The following is a 4,438-nucleotide window of genomic DNA, read 5'->3' as shown; positions in this document are numbered from 1 at the left end:
AAGGATCATGCGCAGGCGGTGAAGGCGCAAACGCTCGCGCAGGCGGCAGAGCAGGCCAAGCGAACGACCGAGGCGCGCGAGAAGATCAGGCAGCAGCGCGAGAAGGAGCGCGGGCGCGACGATCGCGGGCGAGGACGGTAGGTCCGCTTACGCCCACTTACTGCTCTTCGGTCTCCTCCCGAAATGCGACCACCAGTTCGTTAGCCTCTGCAATAAGTTTGCTATCGCCTGAGCGTGCCGCGAAATCCGCGATGGTGTTCAACAATCCCAAACCAGAAAGTTGGCGTGCTTTAGCTGTGACCAGCATGGACCACGCGTTTGCATATTCTAAGTACGCTCCTGCGAAGTCATTTTGATGATCCGCTTTATAGTCGCCATCGATAAGGAAGTGGCAGATAGCTTCATACCGCATTAGCCCTATCTCAGAGGATAGTGCTTTTTGGGTTTCGGTTTCAGGTCTGAATGCCATCCCGCCATCTAACATCGACCACGTCTGCTTTCCACCAATTATCGCCGTTCCGGGCTCCATCCCGAGCCTGCATCGGCCAATAGCCGACATGCCGAATTGGTGACATGATGCACCGATGAGACAGAGCCCAACTATCACGCGGCCAATGGCAGTCGCATTCGCGGTCCTACTCGTCTTGTGCGGGTTCGCGTTGGGCCGTTTCACCGCCCCTCGTTACGCTCACACCTGCGACTTCTCTGTTTTTAGAAACGGCAGCTAACCAAACCCGGTCGTTCCTTATGCAAAAATCAAAAGTTTTGCATCAAACTTGTAGGCTGTGAGATTACCGCGAAGAGACGACTAACGGACGTTCGCTAAAGTGGTGTCTCTGGCTGTCCGTGATCGGACGATAACCATTAGAGCTGCGACCATAGCTACGGTATATAAAAACCTCGGCAAAGCGTTTGGGTAAAGTAGGTCTGGTAATATTTGTTTAGTCAAAGTCCAAAATAGCAGTAAAATAGCAGGCCACCTGGTCCCATCCTTCCATATTATTCGGGCTAGCCAACTAGCTAAAGCTACCAAGAAAACGGCTGTTATAAAAAGAATAACGATAGATGGTACAGGAAACACTGGTAGGCCTAGAGCATATATAAGCACACTTACGAAGGATGCGATTACTGATAATGCCAATATTACAGCCGATCCAACGCCTGCTTTACGCCGCTCTAAAGGAACTGGACCGATCATCGCTATCTTTGCCCTTTCGCCAAGCAGTCCGCTAAATAACGGCATCCAGCTAATCGGAGGTTAAAGTGGCCAGCGCGGGATGACGGCGAACCTACCTTCGCCGTTTGTGATGCAAAATTCACAAGTTTTGCATCAGGTGGAAAACGACCGAATAACAGGCGCTTCCGCGATGCATAAATCCAATGCATATTTATGTAGTCTTCGGTCACGCAGCGACGGCTAATCGTACCCCGAGCGCCTTGGTTACTTTCAAAAGCGTGTCGAGGGTCGGATTCCCGTTTTCGCCGAACGCCTTGTACAGCGCTTCACGCGACACACCTGAATCCTTTGCCAGACCGGTCATGCCGCGCGCGCGCGCTACGGCATTGAAGGCATGGCGAATTATCAACGCATCGCCATCCTCAAAGGCAGCTTCCAGATAATGCTGGACGTCGCCTTCGGAGCCGAGAAATTCGCTGGCGTCCCAAGGGCGTGTTTCGATAGCCATCTGCCTCACTCCAATTCGGAAGCCATAAGCATTGCAGTGGCAATGTCGGCTTCCTGGGATTTCTTGTCACCGCCGCACAGCAGGATCACGATTTCGCCAGACCGTTCGGTGTAATAAACCCGGTATCCCGGCCCAAAATCGATTTTCAATTCCGATACGCCCCCTTTGAGATTCCGGAACTGGCCGGGGTTTCCCATCGCAAGCCGATCGATGCGGATGGCTATGCGGGCAGCCCCAGCGCGATCCCGTAGGCCTCGCAACCAATCGGCGAAGGCTTCGGTGCGGACGATTACCTTCATCCAAGTTGTGTAATATAAGCTACATCCATTGTAAACTATAGATTACAATTCCGGCGCTTGCTCTTCAAAGGCGACCTAACAGGCGAGACCAGAAGCCCGATACGGGAGGCGCCGACGCTGCGGCCCCACCTTCGTATCCCCCGCCTTGAGGCACAGGGCGGAGACGCTGATCGGAGAGCAGGGCAGCGGCCTGCTGACGCCATCGATCGCGATCCTCGCGTATATCTTCAAGCACTGCGTCTGTTCTGCGCTGCTGCTCCTCAGCTGCTTCCAGTCGCTGCTTCAAAAGCTGGTTCGCATGAGCCAGACCGGGGGTGTCCGCGATCGGTTCCGGGGACTGGATTGTTACCGGTTTTATGTTCGCTAGTACGGCAGGGTACACCCTCGCCAATTCCGAAACGTCGATCTGATATCCCGCCGTGGTCAGCCCGGAATGGCTTAAAATACCTGACTTTATAGCTTTGCTGATAGTGGATTTGGAGACACCCGCGAGCCTAGCCGCAGTGTTCAGGCTCACTTTCGACATGTTCGCGCTCCGTCCGCAAGTGGTCCGCAGGACCGATTTTAAAGTGGTAGCGGGTGTTCGCGGGAGAGGCCAGCCAAGCTAACTGGCGGCTTTCTGTGTTTTACAAAATCCGGCGAATATCTCGATAACTTTGGGACCGCTTAGCGGCTTTCCACCGGCTTTTGCCCAACGCCTGAAATCGTGTGCCACCGCATCGAGGTCACGTGCTGGAGGCGGCAGCGTGGCGCGAGCAATCTCGGCAAAAGCAGAGTAGCGGATCGACCCGTCCGGAAATTCAAACGGCACGATAGGCGTCTCGTCGATGCGCTCCACGACGTTTTCACGACGCGCTTTGCGGCCGACCTTGGACCCGTCCAGTTCGCGTTTCGTTGCTGCACGAGCTGCGCCGGATTTAATCTCCCAAGACAGCCTGACCGACGTGATGGCGCGACCGCGCTTGATGGGTTCGTAGGACGCGTGGAACCCAGCGAGGTGGTTCACCTCGGCAATTGCCGGTTCAAGGGCTTGAGCTTTCACATCTTGCCAGCGAACTAGCTTGCCAACTGGGATGCCGAGGCGGCTTCGAAGGTCTTCTAACGGGAAGATTTCGGCGGTCTTGCGGTCAAGGCCACTGCGCAGGGCGAGAAGTTCGTAAAGGCGCAGAGAATAGCGGCTTTCGAATGCCATAACGGCACGTTTCGACAGCACGGCCCAGTGCTCGCTATCGGCGAACACGCGGCGTAATGTTTCACCGAAGCGCCAGACCAAATCGCCACGATCATCCTCGTCGCGCTCAACCCGTGCCAGCATGGCTTCACTAATAACTCGGGTGCGGCCCTTCACTTTCGGTGACGGCACGCGCACTTCAATCAACGTGGTCTGCAATTCGCGTAGCGCGTCGATCCGCTCGGCCAGCGTCATGTGGCCGATGCCGCTTCCGTAGAGATCCGCTAAGGCCATGCGATGGTCTTTGGCGGCCGCTAAATCTGCGCCGGCCTCTTTAACTAGCAAGTGCCACAGTTTGCTTGCCCGCAGGCTTAGAACGCGCTGTCCCGGCCTAAACACCATGTCGATTTGTCGGCCCGATGCGACCAGTTCGTCAGGGCGATCCGCGCGATCGGCGAGAGCTTGTTTTGTTGGTGTCACCATATGGGATGAGTACGGGGAGCTAAAACTTTTACAACTCCCTTTTCGCTCCCAATTCCTCCCTTTTCGCTCCCAATCCCTCCCTTTTCGCTCCCAATTCCTCCCTTTTAGACCCAAAAAACGGCAGTTTTCTGCGGGTTACAGACCCCATGAACCTTAGAACCTTTAGAACAATAGGAGCGCGGACGCGAAAAATGACGCGCTAGCGCGCGGCGTTTGAGTTTTGAGCAAGCGGATTTGAGCGGGTGAGGGCAGGACTTGGTGAGCCAGTATGGCGGGTAGCGACTCAGCCCCATTCGGAATTGCCCGAGGATGGTCCAGAAAGGGCTTGGCGAGGCAGAATAAGGTTTGGGGCCGGGTGACGCCCCAAACGCCCCTGAGGGCTTCTCAGGCGGTATCAGAGGGGGTTTGCGTGTGATCCCCCGGTTTGGCGAGCAAAGCGTCTCCACGGGCCTTCCAGCGGCCTTTCTGGTCCTCGCTGGCGTCCACCCTCGCCATTGCGTCGAGCGCCCCGACAAGCGTAGCCCGATCCCAAGTCGGTTTGCCGGTCTGACCATCGAGCAGACCCACCATCGTCATCAGCCCGGCTGCGAGGAAGCGCTGATGGTCGCGTTCCCTGCGTTCCTCCTTGGCCTTGGCGCTGGTGGCTTGGCGGATCGTCCCCCGGCCAGCGCGCATGGTTTCCTTGGCGCGCTCAACCCGAAGCAAGGCAGCCAGTGTGCGGTTCTCGACCGGGGTGCGATCGGGCTTGTCGGCCAGCAGCAAAAACAGCTTGTCGTCCTTGGAAGGGTTGGCCTTGCTGC

Annotated in this window: 5 protein-coding genes; all 5 read right to left on the bottom strand. The window is 56.4% G+C overall.

Annotated elements, in window-relative coordinates; genetic code table 11:
- Nucleotides 1-157: 157 nt before the first annotated feature.
- Nucleotides 158-529 (bottom strand): hypothetical protein, encoded by a 372-nt coding sequence (locus tag RH90_RS21785; protein ID WP_037494054.1) that lies wholly within the window; start codon nt 527-529, stop codon nt 158-160.
- An 874-nt stretch (nt 530-1,403) separates the two neighbouring features.
- The gene (locus RH90_RS21780) at nt 1,404-1,685 is read right to left on the bottom strand and encodes an addiction module antidote protein (RefSeq protein WP_010189202.1); all 282 of its coding nucleotides are present in this window, start codon (nt 1,683-1,685) and stop codon (nt 1,404-1,406) included.
- 5 nt (nt 1,686-1,690) lie between these two features.
- Nucleotides 1,691-1,984 carry a type II toxin-antitoxin system RelE/ParE family toxin gene (locus tag RH90_RS21775; protein ID WP_010189200.1) on the bottom strand — a complete coding sequence of 98 codons (294 nt, stop codon included), beginning with the start codon at nt 1,982-1,984 and terminating at the stop codon, nt 1,691-1,693.
- Nucleotides 1,985-2,588: 604 nt separating this feature from the next.
- A complete protein-coding gene (locus RH90_RS21765) occupies nt 2,589-3,638 on the bottom strand; it encodes a replication initiation protein (protein ID WP_051124924.1) in 1,050 nt (349 codons plus the stop codon).
- Between the two features lie 384 nt (nt 3,639-4,022).
- Nucleotides 4,023-4,438: conjugal transfer protein TraD (locus tag RH90_RS21760; protein ID WP_010189193.1), on the bottom strand; the 416-nt coding region annotated here is incomplete at its 5' end.

The sequence above is a fragment of the Sphingomonas sp. PAMC 26605 genome, assembly GCF_000241485.1.
In the GTDB taxonomy this organism is placed as follows: domain Bacteria; phylum Pseudomonadota; class Alphaproteobacteria; order Sphingomonadales; family Sphingomonadaceae; genus Sphingomonas.
The sequence above is the reverse complement of the archived record's forward strand: the minus strand, read 5'-3'. Positions and strand labels throughout refer to the sequence as shown.